11 protein-coding genes and 1 tRNA gene are annotated in these 16,233 nt (G+C 72.3%); 9 read left to right on the forward strand and 3 right to left on the reverse strand.

Going from position 1 to position 16,233, the window contains the following annotated elements; translation table 11 throughout:
* Window positions 1-104 precede the first annotated feature (104 nt).
* Together ACFWP2_RS00730 and ACFWP2_RS00735 are read left to right on the forward strand one after the other, a co-directional pair.
* Window positions 105-2,738 carry a phosphoribosyltransferase gene (locus ACFWP2_RS00730; protein ID WP_380446814.1) on the forward strand — a complete coding sequence of 878 codons (2,634 nt, stop codon included), beginning with the start codon at window positions 105-107 and terminating at the stop codon, window positions 2,736-2,738.
* Window positions 2,738-3,571, forward strand: coding sequence for an HAD family hydrolase (locus tag ACFWP2_RS00735; RefSeq protein ID WP_380446816.1), 834 nt, complete (start codon window positions 2,738-2,740; stop codon window positions 3,569-3,571). Before ACFWP2_RS00730 ends, ACFWP2_RS00735 begins: the two co-directional genes overlap by 1 nt.
* Before the next feature lie 76 nt (window positions 3,572-3,647).
* On the opposite strand, the gene ACFWP2_RS00740 is transcribed toward ACFWP2_RS00735, so the two are convergent.
* A complete protein-coding gene (locus ACFWP2_RS00740; protein WP_360340670.1) occupies window positions 3,648-3,866 on the reverse strand; it encodes a zinc ribbon domain-containing protein in 219 nt (72 codons plus the stop codon).
* Between the two features lie 121 nt (window positions 3,867-3,987).
* Complete coding sequence (locus tag ACFWP2_RS00745; RefSeq protein ID WP_380446818.1) at window positions 3,988-5,397, reverse strand: hypothetical protein; 1,410 nt, start codon at window positions 5,395-5,397, stop codon at window positions 3,988-3,990.
* Window positions 5,398-5,712: 315 nt separating this feature from the next.
* Between ACFWP2_RS00745 and ACFWP2_RS00750 the strand changes: the two genes are divergently transcribed.
* The 3 genes from ACFWP2_RS00750 to ACFWP2_RS00760 all read left to right on the forward strand — a co-directional run bounded on the left by ACFWP2_RS00750 (window position 5,713) and on the right by ACFWP2_RS00760 (window position 8,511).
* Window positions 5,713-5,787, forward strand: a tRNA-Val gene (locus ACFWP2_RS00750).
* 211 nt (window positions 5,788-5,998) lie between these two features.
* The gene (locus tag ACFWP2_RS00755; RefSeq protein ID WP_380446820.1) at window positions 5,999-6,757 is read left to right on the forward strand and encodes a serine/threonine-protein kinase; all 759 of its coding nucleotides are present in this window, start codon (window positions 5,999-6,001) and stop codon (window positions 6,755-6,757) included.
* Window positions 6,758-6,774: 17 nt separating this feature from the next.
* On the forward strand, window positions 6,775-8,511 hold the full coding sequence (locus ACFWP2_RS00760; RefSeq protein WP_380446822.1) for a DUF262 domain-containing protein: 1,737 nt from the start codon (window positions 6,775-6,777) through the stop codon (window positions 8,509-8,511).
* A 119-nt stretch (window positions 8,512-8,630) separates the two neighbouring features.
* Here the strand turns inward: ACFWP2_RS00760 and ACFWP2_RS00765 are convergent, their stop codons facing one another.
* Complete coding sequence (locus ACFWP2_RS00765; RefSeq protein WP_380446825.1) at window positions 8,631-10,331, reverse strand: HNH endonuclease; 1,701 nt, start codon at window positions 10,329-10,331, stop codon at window positions 8,631-8,633.
* Window positions 10,332-10,484: 153 nt separating this feature from the next.
* On the opposite strand from ACFWP2_RS00765, the gene ACFWP2_RS00770 reads away from it, so the two are divergent.
* The 4 genes from ACFWP2_RS00770 (at window position 10,485) to ACFWP2_RS00785 (ending at window position 16,045) form a co-directional block, all read left to right on the forward strand.
* Window positions 10,485-11,189 carry a VIT family protein gene (locus ACFWP2_RS00770; protein WP_380446827.1) on the forward strand — a complete coding sequence of 235 codons (705 nt, stop codon included), beginning with the start codon at window positions 10,485-10,487 and terminating at the stop codon, window positions 11,187-11,189.
* A gap of 195 nt (window positions 11,190-11,384) precedes the next feature.
* The gene (locus ACFWP2_RS00775) at window positions 11,385-13,931 is read left to right on the forward strand and encodes an ATP-dependent Clp protease ATP-binding subunit (RefSeq protein ID WP_380446829.1); all 2,547 of its coding nucleotides are present in this window, start codon (window positions 11,385-11,387) and stop codon (window positions 13,929-13,931) included.
* A 171-nt stretch (window positions 13,932-14,102) separates the two neighbouring features.
* A complete protein-coding gene (locus tag ACFWP2_RS00780) occupies window positions 14,103-15,371 on the forward strand; it encodes a sensor histidine kinase (RefSeq protein WP_380446831.1) in 1,269 nt (422 codons plus the stop codon).
* On the forward strand, window positions 15,368-16,045 hold the full coding sequence (locus ACFWP2_RS00785; protein ID WP_380446833.1) for a response regulator: 678 nt from the start codon (window positions 15,368-15,370) through the stop codon (window positions 16,043-16,045). The genes ACFWP2_RS00780 and ACFWP2_RS00785 overlap by 4 nt, the downstream gene beginning before the upstream one ends.
* Window positions 16,046-16,233: the final 188 nt, after the last annotated feature.

Below are 16,233 nucleotides of genomic sequence, written 5' to 3' on the forward strand. Positions count from 1 at the left end.
GTACCGAAGCGCCTCCGCAGCAACGCACCTCCGCACCAACGCACCTCTGCAGCAACGCACCAACGCACCTCCGCACCAACGCACCATCGAAGGCAGGACCAGCAGTGACAGCAACACCGCAGACGTGGACCGGCCGTTGGGTCGCCGACCGGGCCGGGATCGCGCTGACCGGCTCCGACCGCCTCCCCGAACTCGTCGGCCTGGCGCTGCGCGCGGGGAACCCCAAGCGCGCCCACCTGCTGGTCTCCAACGTGCTCGGCAAGCACGTGCCGCAGCGGCCCTCGGTGGTCCACGGCACCGGGCTCGAACTCGGCCGCCGGGTCCGCGAACTGCTCGGCGCCGAGGCCACCGCGCGTGCCGTCGTGCTCGGTTACGCGGAGACGGCCACCGGCCTCGGCCACAGCGTCGCCGACGGCCTGGACGCCCCCTACCTCCACTCCACCCGCCGACCCGTGCCCGGCCTCGCCCCCGTCGGCGGCTTCGAGGAGGAGCACTCGCACGCCACCTCGCACCTGCTGCTCCCGGCCGACCCCGGACTCCTCGCCGGGGACGGACCGCTGGTGCTGGTGGACGACGAGTTCTCCACCGGCCGGACGGTGCTCAACACCATCCGCGACCTGCACGCCCGCCACCCGCGCAGCCACTACGTGGTGGTCGCCCTGGTGGACCTGCGCTCCGCCGCCGACCGCCGCCGGCTCGACGAGGCCGCCGCCGAACTCGGCGCCCGGCTGGACCTGGTGGCCACCGCGAGCGGGGCCGTCGAACTCCCCGAGGACGTCGTGGCGCGGGCCGAGCGGCTGATCGCCGAGGCGGCGCCGGGGAACGTGCCACCGCCGGCCCCCGCCGCGCCGCTGGCCCGGGTCGAGCTGGACTGGCCCGCCGGGCTCCCGGACGGCGGCCGGCACGGCTTCACCGCCCGCGACCGCGCCCGGCTGGACGCCGCGCTGCCCCGACTCGCCGGACAGCTCGCCGAGGCCCTGCCCGAAGGGGCGCGGCGGGTGCTGGTGCTCGGCTTCGAGGAGCTGATGTACGTGCCGCTGCGCCTGGCCGACGCCCTCGCCGAGCGGCTCGGCGGCGACCGCGTCCGGTTCTCCACCACCACCCGCTCGCCCGTCCTGGCGGTCGACGACCCCGGCTACGCCATCCGCACCCGGCTCGCCTTCCCCGCCCACGACGACCCGCGGGACGGCGGCTCGTCCGAGCGCTACGCGTACAACGTCGCCCCCGGCAGCGACCCGGCGCGGCGCTTCGACGCGGTGGTGCTGGTGGTCGACGACGTGGCCGACACCCCGGCGCTGCACGAGGGCGAGCGGGCGCTGCTGGGGCAGCTGCGGGGGGTGACCGACCGGGTGGTGCTCGCGGTGCTGCCCTCGCACCGGCCGGTGCCCGGGGCTGCTTCGTCGTCCGGGAGTGCTGCGCTGCTGCCCGGGGCTGCTTCGTCGTCCGCGGGTGCTGTGTTGCCCGGGACCGGTGCGCTGCCCGCGCCGCTGTACGGGCCGGCGTTCTCCTCGTACCCGGCCGAGGAGGTGGCCTGGCTGCTCAAGGACCTTTCCGGGGTCGTACTCGAAGCCCCCACCGAGGAGCGCGAGGAGGCCGTCCAGAACGGCGGCGCGCATTACGCCGAGTCGCTGCCGGTCGAGTACCAGCCCAGCCCCGAGTACCAGGAGCTGTTCCAGCAGGCACTGCGCGGCTCCGCCGGCCGGATCGCGCTCGCGGTCGGCACCGTCGCCGAGACGCTGCTGCGCGAGCGCGGCCCCGGCCTGGTGCTCGCCTCGCTGGCCCGCGCCGGCACACCCGTCGGCATCCTGATCCGCCGCTGGCTGGCCTTCGCGCACGGCCTGTCCGTCCCGCACTACGCGGTCTCGATCGTGCGCGGCCGCGGCATCGACCCGGTCGCGCTGCGGTACCTGGCGGCCCACCACCGCGCGCAGGACGTGGTGTTCGTGGACGGCTGGACCGGCAAGGGCGCGATCACCCGCGAACTGGCCGACGCGCTGGCCGGCACCGACTTCGACCCGGACCTCGCGGTGCTCGCCGACCCGGGCCGCTGCGTGCGGACGTACGGCACCCGGGACGACTTCCTGATCCCGTCCGCCTGCCTCAACTCCACCGTCTCCGGGCTGGTTTCGCGCACCGTGCTGCGGGCCGGGCTGATCGGACCGGACGACTTCCACGGCGCCAAGCACTACGCCGAACTGGCCGGGAGCGACGTCTCGGCGGCCTTCCTGGACGCGGTGGCCGCCCGCTTCGGCGAGGTCCGCGCCACGGCGGTCGAGGGCGCCGACCGGCTCGCCGACGACCCGCGGCGGACGCCCGACTGGGCCGGCTGGGCCGCGGTCGAGCGGATCAGCGCCGAGTACGGCATCGACAACGTCAACCTGGTCAAGCCCGGCGTCGGCGAGACGACCCGGGTGCTGCTGCGGCGCGTCCCCTGGCGGATCCTCGCCCGGCGCGGCGCCGGCGCGGACCTCGACCACGTCCGGCTGCTCGCCGCCCAGCGCGGGGTCGAGGTCGAGGAGGTGGACGGCCTGCCGTACACCTGCGTCGGACTGATCCACCCCCGCTACAGCCGCGGGGCGACCGGGGGCGACGGGCGCGCCGTGGCCGACGCGGGCGCCGTGGCCGACGGGCCGGCTGGGGCAGAAGGGCATGCCGTGATGGACGGGCCCGCTGGGGCTGAAGGGCGTGCCGTGGCTGACGGGCCCGCCGCGACTGTGACTACGGGGAGGGATTCCTGATGGATGTTCTGGTGGCCAGCGACCTCGACCGCACGCTGATCTACTCCGAACGGGCGATGGCCCTGGCCGAGCCCGACCGGCTCGCGCCGCGGCTGCTCTGCGTCGAGGTGTACCAGGGGCGGCCGCTGTCCTTCATGACCGAGCGGGCCGCCGGGCTGCTCGCCGAACTCGCGCGGCAGGTCTGCTTCGTCCCGGCCACCACCCGGACGCCGGAGCAGTACGGGCGGGTCAACCTGCCCGGCCCGACGCCGGACTGGGTCCCCGCGTACGCGATCTGCGCCAACGGCGGGCAGCTGCTGGTGGACGGCGTGCCGGACGGCGACTGGCGGGCCGAGATCACCGCGCGGATAGCGGCCGGCTCCGCCCCGCTGGAAGAGGTGACCCGGCGGCTCGCCCTGTGCGCCGACCCGGAGTGGACGCACAAGCGGCAGGTCGCCGACGGGCTGTTCGCCTACCTGGTCGTCGAACGCGCCGCGCTGCCGCAGGGCTGGATCGAGGAGCTGACCGGCTGGTGCGCCGAGCGCGGCTGGTCGGTCTCCCTACAGGGGCGCAAGGTGTACGCCGTGCCCGCGCCGCTCACCAAGAGCGCCGCGCTGGCCGAGGTCGTCCGGCGCACCGGCGCCGACACGGTGCTGGCGGCCGGGGACTCGCTGCTCGACGCGGACCTGCTGCTCGCGGCGGACGCGGGCTGGCGCCCGGGACACGGTGAACTCGCGGACAGCGGCTGGACGGCCCCCGGCGTCACCGCCCTGGCGGAGACGGGGGTGACGGCGGGGGAGGAGATCGTCCGGCGGTTCCTCGCGGGGGCGTCGGCCCTGCCGGTCGGGGTCTGACCGGGGCGGGCCCCGATCAGCCGCGGCAGCCGGTGATCAACCGCGGCAACCGCCGCTCAGCCGCGGCATCCGCTGATCAGCCGCAGCAACCGCCGCCGCAGCAACCGCCCCCGCCCCCGGCGGCGGGGGCCTGCTGGGCGGCGGCCGCGCCGCCCGTGACGGCGACGGTGGACAGCAGCTTCACGGTGTCGTCGTGGCCCTGCGGGCAGACGGCGGGGTCGTTGGCCTGGGCCATCGGGCGGCGGAGCTCGAAGGTGGCGCCGCAGGAGCGGCAGCGGAAGTCGTAGCGAGGCATACCGGCAGGGTACCCAGCGGCGGTGGCCGCCGGGTGCCGGTTCCGGCGTTACCGGGCCGCTCCCGGGGCTACTGCTGCTCCCGGAGCTACCAGGGTTCCCCTGACTCCCGGCACTCCGGCCTCACCGGTGACCGCCGAGGTCCCCCCTGATCAGCTCGATCACCCGCGCCGCCGTGTCCCGCACGGCCGCGAGCTCGGTCAGGAAGTGCCAGTAGTCGGGGTGCCGGCCGGCCGCCTCCAGCGTGGCCACCGCGCGGTCCAGCCGGGCCACCGCCTCGTCCAGCGGGGCGGCGTGCCGCGGGTCCGGCGCGCTGCGCCCGGCCATCGCCAGCCGCTGCGCGTCCCGGATCGCGAAGCGGGCGCGCTCGATCTCCCGGTTCGGGTCGTGCTGCACCTCGTTCAGCTGCCGCAGCCGGTCGTTCACCGCGGACACCGAGCCGTCGGCGGTCTCCAGCAGCGCGCGGACCGTCCCGATCGCGGCGGTGGCGTCCGCCCAGCGCTGCTCGTCCCGGGCCCGGGCGGCCTCGGCGAGCTTGCGTTCGGCGGCGCGCCCCGTCTCCGCGACCTGGTCCGGGACCCGCTGGAGGTCCTGCCAGCAGGCGGTGCTGAACCGGCGGCGCAGCTCGCTCAGGGCGGGCTCGACCGTCGCGGCCTTGGTCTCCAGTGCCTGGATGCGGGTCCGCAGGCTCGCCACCCGCCGGTCGATCTCCCGCGCCCGCTCCGGCAGCTGCCCGGCGTCGGCGGCGATCGCCTCGGCGCGGTGCTTCACGTCGTCCGCGCGCCGCAGGGTGTCCGCGACCCCGTGCCGGGCCGGGCCCTCGTTCAGTCGGCCCAGCTCGGGCGCCAGTTCGGCCAGCCGGGCCGCCAGGTCGTCCGCCCGCAGGCCGGCGCCACGCGCCTCGTCCAGCGCGGTGGTGGCCGCGAGCAGCGCGCGCTTGGCCTGCTCGACCGCCGGGGTGACCCGCATCAGCTGCTGCTCGGCGTGGTGGACGGTCGGCTGCAGGCGGCGCAGGAAGTCGTTCAGCTCCGCCCGGGCGGAGCCCAGCTGGCCCTTCACGTCCTCCAACTGGCGCTTGGCCTGCGCGGCCGTGCCCGCGTCCAGGGTCTCGCCGTCCAGGTTGTGGGCGTCGAGCGCGGCGAGGTAGTTCACGGTGACCTGGTCGACCCGGCCGGAGATCGCCGCCAGGTCGGCCAGCGCGCGCTGCGCCGTCTGGCCCTCCTCGGCCGCGCGGACCGTCTCCACCGCGAGCTGCACCTCGCGCTGGGTCTCCTCCAGCTCGTAGAACGCCTCCTGGGCCGCCGCCCGGGCCTCCCGGGCCTGGGCCCGTCCGCCCTCACCGCCGCCACGCCGGCCCCACCAGCCGCTGCTCCCGGCCGAGGCCAGCCCGACCGCCCCCAACGCACCCGCCAGCACCACCGGCAACACCAACGCGTCGGCCAGCGCACTCCCCGCCCGACGCCGCCCCCGCCCGCTCCCGCCGGCCACCGTCACTGCGCGCTCCCTGCTCCGACCCGCTGATCCGGCCCCCATTCTCCCCGATCCCCCCACCCACCCGGCACCCCCACCCACCCGGCACCCCCGCCCACCCGGCACCCCCACCCACCCCACCCACCTCACCGCCGCCCACCCGGCAGCCCCCTGCCCACCCGGCGTGCGGTCGGCGGCCCCTGGTCGTCGCGAACCCCGTCCGCCCATCCAGCGGCCCGCCCGCCGCCCCCTCCGCACCCGGCCGCCCGCCAGGCCACCCGCACCCCCTCACCGGCGCCCCGCCGGGCACCTGGCCCACAGCACCCCCCGGACCAGGTACCCTAGGCACTCGTCGTGTGCCCGCCGGGCCACGACAGGGGGCGCGTAGCTCAGTGGTAGAGCGCTGCTCTTACAAAGCAGATGTCGGCGGTTCGAAACCGTCCGCGCCCACCAGTACAGAGGCCCCCAGCCATTTCGGCTGGGGGCCTCTGGCATGCCCGGCCGACATCGATGTGCGTTTGCCGTCGTCGGACTCGGCTGGGTAGCGCGCCGATCGGCCTATCCAACGGCACTCCGCATGGTCCAAGGTGGGTGGACGATCTTCGGGTGAGCCATCCCGATCGTCGTTGAGGCAGGGCTGATCATGGGGGGCTTTCGAACGAGCATGGCACGGTTCAAGAAGCTGTCACCGCTGGACAAGGGCGCTCAGGCTGTGGTCTGGAAGGCGGAGGCCGTCGGCGGCAGTGAGGGCCTCGTTGCCCTGAAGTACTTGGTCTACGAGCCGGGTTCGACCCGCGAGGAGCGCGCGAAGCAGAAGAAACGTTTCCTGCGTGAAGTGGACAGTCAGAGCGGACTGAGCCACCCGGGAATCATGCCCGTGCTGGCCTCTGCGGCCAATGCGGCTCCGCCCTGGTACGCTATGCCGTTGGCCGACGGGACCTTGCAGAAGTGCCTGGAGGGTCCGCGGCAGCCCATGTCCTGGGTCGCGTCGGTGATGGACGAGGTGCTGGCCGCGGTTGAGTACGCGCACGAGAACGGCGTGGTTCACAGGGACCTGAAGCCCAACAACATTCTGTCACTCGACGGAAAATGGGTGGTGTCCGATTTCGGGTTTTGTCGCCGGATTGACTCGAAGAGTGCGGTCATCACCGAGAAGAACCATCTCGTCGGGTCATATGCTTACGCGGCGCTGGAGCAGTACGACGATGCGCATGAGGCAACGTTCGCTGCTGACATATTCTCCTTGACAAAGATCCTCATTCACCTCCTCGTCTGGAAGCTCCCCTATCCGTATGCGCGGATCGATGAGACCCCGGAGAATCTGCACGGATTCCTGAATCGGGGCCTTGCGGAGGACCCGAAGCACCGCCCGCAGACCGTGGCGGAGTTTCGATCCGGCCTGGCTGAACTGCTCACCAACTGACGAGGCAAGGAGAAGGCATGACCTCAATGTTCACGGAAGACCCGGTCTTCAAGACGAATCCCGAGACTGTCGGGTCGCTGATCCGCGCGATCCACGACGGAACGCTCGCGCTTCCCAATTTCCAGCGCAGCTTCGTCTGGGAGCCGAAGCGGACCGTCGAGCTCATCAAGTCCATCATCCTGCGCTACCCGGCCGGAACGCTGCTCACCTGGGAACAGAGTTCCTCCCACAGGTTCGACTCGAGGCCCTTCGAGGAAGCCCCGGAGAGCAGCGGAGTCGATCCACGCCGGCTCGTGCTCGATGGGCAGCAGCGGTTGACCTCGCTCTACCACGCGCTCTCCGGGAAGGGCGAGTACCAGTTCTTCATCAAGGTGTGGCCGTTCATCGACGAGAGTGACTACACCTTGCGGCCGCTCGAGGAAGTGGAACTCGAAACCGCTATCGTGGCGTACGACACCCGCGGCAGGTTGAGGTTCGACCCGCTGGACGAGGAATGGCAGCTGGCGAACGGGGCCTTTCCCCTCGCGAGTTTCCAGGAGCTCAGGAAGTCCTTCAGGGCCCTCTCCCGCGCCGTGGTTGAGGACGGGGAGCAGCGAGACCGCTTGGAAGATGCCCTGCATCAGCTACGCGAGGGATACCTGCAGCCCCTCGAGTCCTATTCATTTCCCGTTGTTGACCTCCCGGAGAGCACGTCCCTGCTCGCGGTCTGCAACATCTTCGAGACCCTCAACAAGACGGCGAAACCGCTCGGGGCGTTCGAACTCCTCACTGCCAAGTTCTATCCGTCGGGTGCTCGCTTGCGAGAGTGGTGGGAGCGCGGACAGGAGGACTACCCGATCCTGGTCGAATTCGACATCGATCCCTACAACCTCCTCCAATCGATCTCGCTGCGGGCCCGCGGGTCGGCTCAGCGTGCCGACATCCTCGGCAAGTTGACGTCCGACGAGCTGAAGCGGTTCTGGGACGATTCCGTCGCCGCAAGCGCTGAGGTGCTGGACATGCTCAAGCGCGAGTGCGGTGTGATATCGCTCCAGTGGTTGCCGTACGGGATGCTGCTCGTACCGATGGCGGCCATCTGGTCAGAGCTGCGTACCCTGAGCCCTCAGCAACAGGTTGAGGCGCGGGAGAGACTGCTCCAGTACTACTGGTGTTCTGTCTTCACGGAGAACTTCGACCAGGGCGCCAACAGTCAGGTCGGTGCGGACTACAAGCTGCTCAAGGGTTGGGTGGTCAACCCGGATGCCCAGGAGCCAGAGGCCGTGCAGGACTTCGGCCTCACCGACTCCGATCTTCTGAGTGCCCGGGCGAATCGAAAGGCGCTCTACCGTGGTGTGATGTCCCTCCTCATCCAGGCCGGGGCCAAGGACTTCCAGTCGGCCCAGGCAGTTTCCAAGCTCCCTCCCGCCGCGGTGAAGTTGGAAACCGTTCAGGCGTTCCCGAAGGTGTGGCTGCAACACAACTCCAGCGAGCTCAGTGCGGATCTCATCCTCAACAGGATCATGGTGGACGGCGAGACTCGCCGGTCCATCAAGAGCCGTCCGATCCACGAATTCGTGGAGACCCAGGACGCCGCCGCGCAGAGGAGACTCCTGGAGACGCTGGAATCGCATCTCGTGAACGTGGAGGAGGGGTACGGGTTCCGCAGCGCGGACTACGCGGACTTCCTGCAGGAGCGACTCACTCTCGTGCTGGAGGCGATCGAAGGAGTGACCGGACAGGCGGTCGTGATGGATTCGGACGTCGGCGAACCCTGAGGCCGAGGCACGGCCGTGCCAGCCGCGGCTGAAGCTGCGGCGTCCCGCCGGATGTGGGCGGTTCGCGAGGTGATCCTCGCGAACCGCCCCTTGTACCTGGCGAGGTTGGTCGGCCGTCCTCAGGAGGCCGAGTTCTTGAGCGCCTTGTTGTGGAGGTCCCGGGCCGTCTTCTTGAGCTCCCGGCGCAGCCTTTCCTGGTGCTGCCCGTAGGTCTTGAGCGCGTGGCAGTTGGGGCACAGTGCGATCATGTTCGACGGTACGTCCGGGCCGCCCTTGCTCAGGTCGTGGACGTGGTCGACCTGCAGGATCGGTTCGCCGGCCGTGGTGAGCTCCGTCGGGTGGCCGGCGCAGCGGGGATTCTCGCAGCGGCCGCCGCTGCGGCGTATCACCGCGTACCGGGCACTCGCGTTGCGCACGTGGCGATCGACCTTGGACGGGCGCTTGGCCCCTCTCCGCCGGGCGCTGTGGGACTCCGCGGCAGCGGTCAGGCGATGGTACGCCTCCGCAGCGCTCTCGTCGGTGCGCCGAGCATGTGGGTCGACGTCTCCTGGCCGGTACTCCGTCGTCTCGTCGTAGAGCTCCCCGGTGTCGTTGGCCAGCGCTTCCTCGACCTCGTGCGGCCACGTTGCGCGCAGGGGGGAGGGCACGGGCGCGAGGATCCAGACGAATTCGCGGCGCCATTCCTTGTCTGTTCCCTGTCCCCAGCGGAGTCGACGCTGGACGACCACGACCCAGGTCTCGAAGCTGAAGTCTCCTTCGACGGGCTTGTGCCAGTAGCGGAGCGGGCGCTGAGCGGTCTGGTGCTCCGCCAGGGCCTTGTTCCCGTCGACGAGTCGTTGATCGCCCTTCAGGCCGTCGCCGACGTAGGCGATCCAGTCGGAGTCGACGAGGCGGCCGTCGTCGTAGGGACCCTTGTCCTTGGAGAAGGTGCTGAGGATCCCGTCACCGAGGCTCCCGATGCCGGCCATCCGCTCCCCGCCGTAGGAGTGCCAGATGGCTTCGCGCTTCTCGAACTTCTCCCCGATGAGTGGCCGGAGGGAGTCCGCCCACCGGTTGGTGAGGAGTCCGTTCAGGCCGAGGTTTTCCAGGAATCCCTCCGGCAGCGGGTAGAAGTACCGCAGGATGAGCCCTGCTGCGGCTTCCGCAGCCACCTCGGGCTGGGCCAGGATCAGCTGATGGTCCGCCTCGGGGAGGCCCGCCTTGGGGTTGAGCCGGTCGAGCACGTCAAGGGTCGGGCGACGGGGCTTGGGCTGGCCGGCTGCCTCGTGAGGCTCGGCGTGAAGTCCGGTCGGTTCGATCTCCCACAGGTCATTGCCGACGAGTGCGGCGAACGGGACGTGGGCGGCCTGTGCGCCGTCCTGAACCTTGCCGTACTTCTCCAGGAGCGGGGCGAGCGCGGTGCGCGTCTCCCTCCACGGCTGCTCACGGGGGGCGCCGGCCAGTGCTTGACCGATGGCCCACAGGACCAGGAGCGGGCGGTGCGAAGCCGGCTCGTTCTTGCGCGTGGTCGGTCGGAGGCTCCCGACGCGCCGGAGGAAGGTCTTGGGCGGTTCGGACAGGGCGAAGCCTTCGCGCTCCAGCCAGTTCAGCGCCTGCGCCCGACCGCCACTGAACTGGCCCTGCTTGAGCGCCTCGCCGCAGTCGAAGAGGTGGGCCACTCCGGCGATGGCCTTGGAGTCGTAGTGGCGGCCCTCGTGGACAAGTAGATGAGGGGAAACGGCGCGGTACCCGTAGGTGGTGCGGAAGAGTTCCTCCCCGAGCCGGTCGTGTTCTGCGATCGCTTGCAGGATGCCTGAGCGCGTGATGCCACCGATCTCCATGAGGGAACGGTAGAGCACCCCGGTGACACCGCCCCGAATCGATCGGGTGCCCCCGCCCCTCGTTGACCCCGCCCGGGGAACCGCGGGTGGCGGGGGCGGGGGTGGCGGGCGAGGATCGGGGGGACCGGGCGGACCACTGAGAGTGGTGGGCGGATGGCTGAGCAGGTCGGGGAGTCGCGGGCGGAGCTGTCCTCGCGCCTGAACTGGCTGCGCGCGGCCGTGCTGGGGGCCAATGACGGCGTGGTGTCGACGGCCGGGATCGTGACCGGTGTGGCGGGTGCGGAAGGGTCCCGGACGGCGCTGCTCGCGGCCGGGGTGGCCGGGCTGCTGGCGGGGGCGATGTCGATGGCGGCCGGCGAGTACGTCTCGGTCAGTACCCAACGGGACACCGAGCGGGCCGCGTTGGCGCAAGAGCGGCGGGAGCTCGCGGAGGACCCGGAGGGGGAGCTGGACGAGCTGACCGACTACTACCGGGGCAGCGGGTTGGAGGACGACCTGGCCCGGGAGGTGGCGACGGCGCTGACCGAGCGGGACGCGCTGGCCGCTCACGCGCAGACCGAACTCGGCATCGACCCGGACGTGTTGACCAATCCCTGGGAGGCGGCCCTGGCGAGCGCGGCGGCGTTCACGCTGGGCGCGCTGGTGCCGCTGCTGGCGGTGCTGCTGCCGCCGGAGTCGTCGCGGCTGCTGGTGACGGTGGTGGCGGTGGTGGCCGCGCTGACCCTGTCGGGCTGGACGAGCGCCCGGCTGGGTGGGGCCGGACCGGGTCGGGCGATCATGCGCAACGTCGTGGGCGGGCTGCTGGCGATGGCGGTGACGTACAGCGGTGGTGTGCTGCTGGAGCAGGTCACCGGGTGAACGTGCACGTCAGGTCGTACGGCCGGCTCCACCCCCGGTCGTACGAGGCGTCGTACGAGCCGCCCTACGAGCCGCCGGTCGACCGGGCGGCGGCGAGGCGCTGGCGCTCCGCGTGACGGCCCCGCCGGCTCGACAGGCGAGGTGCTGCGGCCTGTGTTTGTGTGGCTGCAAACCGCTTGGGAGAGGTGAAACGCCGTGACCATGCCCCCGTTCGGATCGAACGACCCGTTCTCCGACCTGCTCAGCCGGTTCTTCGGGATGAGCCCGATGGCCTCCCCGCCCGCCGTGCAGCGCGTGCCGATCGGGCGGCTGCTCAGCGAGTCCTCGCAGGAGCTGCTCGCGATGGCCGCGCAGCGGGCGTCCGAGGACGGCTCCAGCGACCTCGACACCGCGCACCTGGCCTGGGCGGCCACCCGGGTGGAGCCCTCGCGCCGGATGCTGGAGCGCGCGGGCATCGACCCGGACCGGCTCTCCGGGGACCTGGAGCAGGCCCTGCCCGCGGGCGAACCCGACGCCGTGGACGGCCGGCCGGCGCTCACCCCCTCGGCCAAGCGCGCGCTGCTCGCCGCGCACGCCCACTCGCAGGCGGTGGGCGCTTCGTACATCGGTCCGGAGCACATCCTCGGCGCGCTGCTCGACCAGGAGCGCTCGGGTGCCGGCGTGGCGCTGCGCAACGCGGCGCCCTCGCAGGAGGCGCTGAAGTCGGTGCTGGAGGGGCGCGGCACCGGCGGCGAGCGCAGCAGCACGGGTGCCCGTCCGAGCGAGACGCCGACGCTGGACGAGTACGGGCGCGACCTCACCGAGGAGGCGCGGTCGGGCCGGTTGGACCCGGTGGTGGGGCGGGCCGAGGAGATCGAGCAGACCGTCGAGATCCTCTCCCGGCGGACCAAGAACAACCCGGTGCTGATCGGTGAGCCGGGCGTCGGCAAGACCGCGATCGTCGAGGGGCTGGCCCAGCGGATCGTCTCCGGGGACGTGCCGCAGAGCCTCAAGGACAAGCGGGTGGTCACCCTCGACCTGACCGCGCTGGTGGCCGGTTCCAAGTACCGGGGCGAGTTCGAGGAGCGGCTGAAGAACGTGATCGACGAGGTCACCGCGGCCGAGAAGAGCGTGATCCTGTTCCTGGACGAGCTGCACACCGTGGTCGGCGCGGGCGGTGGCGGCGAGGGCTCGATGGACGCCGGCAACATCCTCAAACCGGCGCTCGCGCGCGGCGAGTTGAGCGTGGTCGGCGCGACCACGCTGGACGAGTACCGCAAGCACGTGGAGAAGGACGCCGCGCTGGAGCGCCGCTTCCAGCCGGTACTGGTGCCCGAGCCGAGCGTCGACGAGACGATCGAGATCCTGGAGGGGCTGCGCGACGCGTACGAGGCGCACCACCAGGTGCGGTTCACCGACGAGGCGCTGGACGCGGCGGCGACGCTCTCCGACCGGTACGTCAGCGACCGCTTCCTGCCCGACAAGGCGATCGACCTGCTGGACCAGGCCGGCGCCCGGGTCAGGCTGCGCAGTCTGAGCGGGTCCACCGCGGCGACCGGGGTGCAGGACCGGATCACCAAGCTGAAGCGGGAGCTGGACGAGGCCGTCGCGGACGAGGAGTTCGTCCGGGCCGCCAACCTCAAGACCGAGCTGCGGCAGACCGAGGACGAGCTGGCGGCGATCGCCGAGTCCCGCGAGGAGGTCGTCGACGTGACGGCCGACGACATCGCGCAGGTGCTCTCCTCCCGGACCGGCATCCCGGTCGCGGAGCTGAACGCGACCGAGAGGGAGAGGCTGCTCAAGCTGGAGGAGCACCTGCACGAGAAGGTGATCGGCCAGGACGAGGCGGTCACCGCCGTCGCCCAGGCGGTGCGCCGCGGCCGGGCCGGGATGGGCGATCCGGACCGCCCGACCGGCTCCTTCCTGTTCCTCGGGCCGACCGGAGTCGGCAAGACCGAGCTGGCGAAGGCGCTGGCGGCGCTGCTGTTCGGGGACCCGGACCGGATGATCCGCTTCGACATGAGCGAGTTCCAGGAGAAGCACACCGTCTCCCGGCTGGTCGGCTCCCCGCCCGGCTACGTCGGTTACGAGGAGGCCGGGCAGCTGACCGAGGCGGTGCGCCGCAAGCCGTACAGCGTGCTGCTCTTCGACGAGGTGGAGAAGGCGCACCCGGACGTCTTCAACCTGCTGCTCCAGGTGCTGGACGACGGGCGGCTGACCGACTCCCAGGGGCGTACGGTCGACTTCCGCAACACCGTGGTGATCATGACCAGCAACATCGGCTCCCAGCGGATCCTCGACCACGCGGGAAACGTGGACGAGATCCGTGACGACCTGATGCGCGACCTGCGGCAGCAGTTCCGGCCGGAGTTCCTCAACCGGATCGACGAGGTGATCGTCTTCCACGCGCTCACCCGGAAGGACCTGCTCTCGGTGGTGGACCTGCTGCTGGAGCGCAGCCGGCGCCGGCTGCGGGCCCAGGACGTCGAGCTGGAGGTCACCGAGGCGGCCAAGGAGTACCTGGTCAACCGGGGCTACCAGCCGGAGTTCGGGGCCCGGCCGCTGCGCCGGACGATCCAGTCGGAGCTGGACAACCGGATCTCCAACCTGCTGTTGGACGGTTCGGTGCGGGAGGGGGACACGCTGATCGCGGACGTGAGCGACGGGGAACTGGTGGTCACGCTGGCGCGGCCGGCGGCGTCGGCGACCTTCGAGGGGGCGGAGGCGAAGGCCCGGGCCGAGGCGGCGGCGGGGGAGGGCTGACGGCGACCGGGGCCGGTGGGCTCGGGCCTGAGCCTGTTCGGGTGCGGGCCTGCTCGGGCTCGGCGCATACGGGTTCGGCGCATTCGCGTTCGGGCGTACTCCAGCGGGAGTACGCCCGAACGCCACTGGTGGAGGACGCGTGGGGACGGGGCTCGGGTCTAGCTTGTGGGCATGATGCCGCCCACGTCCCCGCCGACCGGGCCGCCCTCGGCGGAGCGGCCACCGGAGCAGCCGCCTGAGCAGCCGCCGGAGGAGCCGCCCGCGCCCTGGCGCCCGCCGTGGGTGCGCGCGGCCAAGGCGGGCTACCCGCTCGGGCTGGCGGCGGCGGTCGCGGTGCTCCAGGTGGTCGGTTCGACGGTCGCCGGGCACAACCAGCACGGACGGGCCCCGCTGGACGCCTTCGGCTACCTCCTGCTGCTGCTCGGACCGGCCCTGCTGGTGCTGCGCGACCGCCGGCCGGTCGCGGTGGTGGCCGGTACCTCGGTGGTCACCGCCGGGTACCTGGCCGCCGGTTACCCGTACGGGCCGGCCTTCGTGAGCTGGCTGATCGCCTGCTGCGTGGCGATCGGCTCCGGGCACCGCCGGGCGGCCTGGGCCGGTGTGGGGGGCGTCTACCTGGTGCACCTGCTCGGCACCTTCGTCCTGCCGGAGAGCTGGCAGCGGGTGGCACCTCCGTCCGGCAGCGTCTGGCTGCAGGAGCTCGGGCTGCTGGCCTGGCTGCTGCTGGTGATGGCGGGCGGCGAACTGGTCCGGTTCCGGCGCGAGCGGATCGCCGCCCACCGGGCCTACCGGCAGCAGCTGGAGGAGCGCCGGGCCAACGAGGAACGGCTCAGGATGGCCCGGGAGTTGCACGACATCCTGGCGCACAGCCTGTCGCTGATCAACATCCAGGCCGGGGTCGCGCTGGCGCTGCTCGACCGTCGGCCGGAGGAGGCCCGCAGCGCGCTGGTCACCATCAAGTCGACCAGCAAGGAGGCGCTCGGCGAGGTCCGCCAGGTGCTCGCGACGCTGCGCGGGCCCGGGGCGGCGCCGCGCGGGCCGGCCCCGGGGCTGGACCGGCTGGACGAACTCACCGAGCAGGCCGGGCGGGTGGGCCTGGAGGCGGAGGTGCAGGAGCGCGGCGAGCGGCGCGCGCTGTCCGCCGCCGTCGACCTCACCGCCTTCCGGATCGTCCAGGAGGCGCTCACCAACGTGGTCCGGCACTCGGCGGCCCGGCAGGCGGTCGTGGTGCTGGACTGGAGGGACCCGGCCGCGCTGGTGGTCCGGGTGGAGGACCCGGGGCCCGCGGTGCTGGGCGACGCGGGCGGGTCGGGCAGCGGGCTGGCCGGGATGCGGGAACGCGCGGCGGCGTTCGGTGGCACCATCGCCGCGGGGCCGCTGCCCGGCGGCGGCTTCCGGGTCCGGGCGGAGCTGCCGACACCGAAGGTGGAGAGCGATTGATTCGGGTACTGCTGGCGGATGACCAACTGCTGGTCAGGGCGGGCTTCCGGGCCCTGCTGGACCTCCAGGACGACCTCACGGTGGTCGGCGAGGCGGACGACGGCGAGGCCGCGCTGCGGCTCGCCCGCGAACTCGTGCCGGACGTCGTCCTGATGGACATCCGGATGCCGCGGATGGACGGGCTGGAGGCGACCAGGAGGATCGCCGGGGACCCTGCGCTGTCCTCCGTGCGGGTGGTCGTGCTGACCACCTTCGAGCTGGACGAGTACGTCTTCGAGGCACTGCGCTCGGGGGCCGCGGGCTTCCTGGTCAAGGACACCGAGCCGGCCGACCTGCTGCGGGCGATCCGGGTCGCGGTCGCGGGGGACGCGCTGCTCTCGCCGGGTGTCACCAGGCGGCTGATCAGCGAGTTCGCCGCCCGGTCGAAGGCGCCCGAGGCCGTGCCGGAGGGGCTCTCGGACATCTCGACGCTGACCGAGCGGGAGCGTGAGGTGTTGGCCCTGGTCGGGATGGGGCTGTCCAACGAGGAGATCGCCCGGCGGCTGGTGGTCAGCCCGCTGACGGCGAAGACGCACGTCAGCCGGGCGATGCTGAAGCTCGGCGCGCGGGACCGGGCGCAACTGGTGGTGCTGGCCTACGAGTCGGGGCTGGTGCGGCCGGGCTGGCTGGGCTGACCGGCTCCCGGCGGGTGCGACCGACGGGCGGGTGCGTCCCCTGAACGGCGCGGCTCCAGATCGGGTGCGGCCCCTGAACGGGCGCGCAGTCTGCGCGGTTGGGCCGTCGCCGGGCGGGCCTGCTCCCGGTCCGGCGTGTCGCGGACGGCCCGTACTCTCCCTGGAGTATCCCAACTGCCGCTGCTGGT

The sequence above is a fragment of the Kitasatospora sp. NPDC058444 genome (genome assembly GCF_042721415.1).
In the GTDB taxonomy this organism is placed as follows: Bacteria; Actinomycetota; Actinomycetes; order Streptomycetales; family Streptomycetaceae; genus Kitasatospora.

Excerpts from the sequence above, each read along its gene's own strand:
- ACFWP2_RS00760 (WP_380446822.1), top strand. The coding sequence starts at position 6,775 with ATGACCTCAATGTTCACGGAAGACCCGGTCTTCAAGACGAATCCCGAG.
- ACFWP2_RS00780 (WP_380446831.1), top strand. The coding sequence starts at position 14,103 with ATGATGCCGCCCACGTCCCCGCCGACCGGGCCGCCCTCGGCGGAGCGG.
- ACFWP2_RS00770 (WP_380446827.1), top strand. The coding sequence starts at position 10,485 with ATGGCTGAGCAGGTCGGGGAGTCGCGGGCGGAGCTGTCCTCGCGCCTG.
- ACFWP2_RS00755 (WP_380446820.1), top strand. The coding sequence starts at position 5,999 with ATGGCACGGTTCAAGAAGCTGTCACCGCTGGACAAGGGCGCTCAGGCT.
- ACFWP2_RS00740 (WP_360340670.1), bottom strand. The coding sequence starts at position 3,866 with ATGCCTCGCTACGACTTCCGCTGCCGCTCCTGCGGCGCCACCTTCGAG.
- ACFWP2_RS00765 (WP_380446825.1), bottom strand. The coding sequence starts at position 10,331 with ATGGAGATCGGTGGCATCACGCGCTCAGGCATCCTGCAAGCGATCGCA.
- ACFWP2_RS00745 (WP_380446818.1), bottom strand. The coding sequence starts at position 5,397 with ATGGGGGCCGGATCAGCGGGTCGGAGCAGGGAGCGCGCAGTGACGGTG.
- ACFWP2_RS00735 (WP_380446816.1), top strand. The coding sequence starts at position 2,738 with ATGGATGTTCTGGTGGCCAGCGACCTCGACCGCACGCTGATCTACTCC.